Genomic DNA, 481 nt, shown 5'->3' on the forward strand with positions numbered 1-481 from the left:
CGTCGGCGACGATGGTCGGCAGCCGCGGATCGCCTTCGACCTCTTTCGGCGCTTCGAAGCTTGCCTTGCCGGCCAGATCGGCATCGATGCGGGCGCGCCTGACGAGCAGCCGGACGCGCTGGTCGTCGGAGATATCGAAATTGCCCTTGGCGGTGACCAGGTCCTTGCCGAGCTGGGGGCCGTAGTCGGCGCTGCGCCTGATGCCGCCGGCGACGCTGATCGCTTTCAACACCGTAAGATCGGGGACAAAGGGAAACTGGCCGGGGTTCTGCACTTCGCCCGAAATATAGAAGGGCCGGAATTGCGCCATCTCGACCGAGGCCTCGGGCTTGTCCGACAGAGCGAGCTTGTGCTGCAGCGCCTCGCCGATTGCCGCTGCGACTTCCGCCGTGGTCTTGCCGGCCGCCGGCAACTCGCCGACGAAAGGCACCGACAGCGTGCCGGCGGGGCCGACCGTGTATTCGCCGTTCACCGCCGTCCA

The 481-nt window shown here is 66.9% G+C and carries 1 protein-coding gene; it reads right to left on the minus strand.

The annotated features are described in order from the left end of the window. Positions 1-481, minus strand: a 481-nt coding sequence (locus ACWTU8_RS32420; protein WP_455851324.1) for a polysaccharide biosynthesis/export family protein, incomplete at both ends; no start/stop codon positions are given.

The sequence above is a fragment of the Mesorhizobium sp. BHbdii genome, from assembly GCF_053848045.1.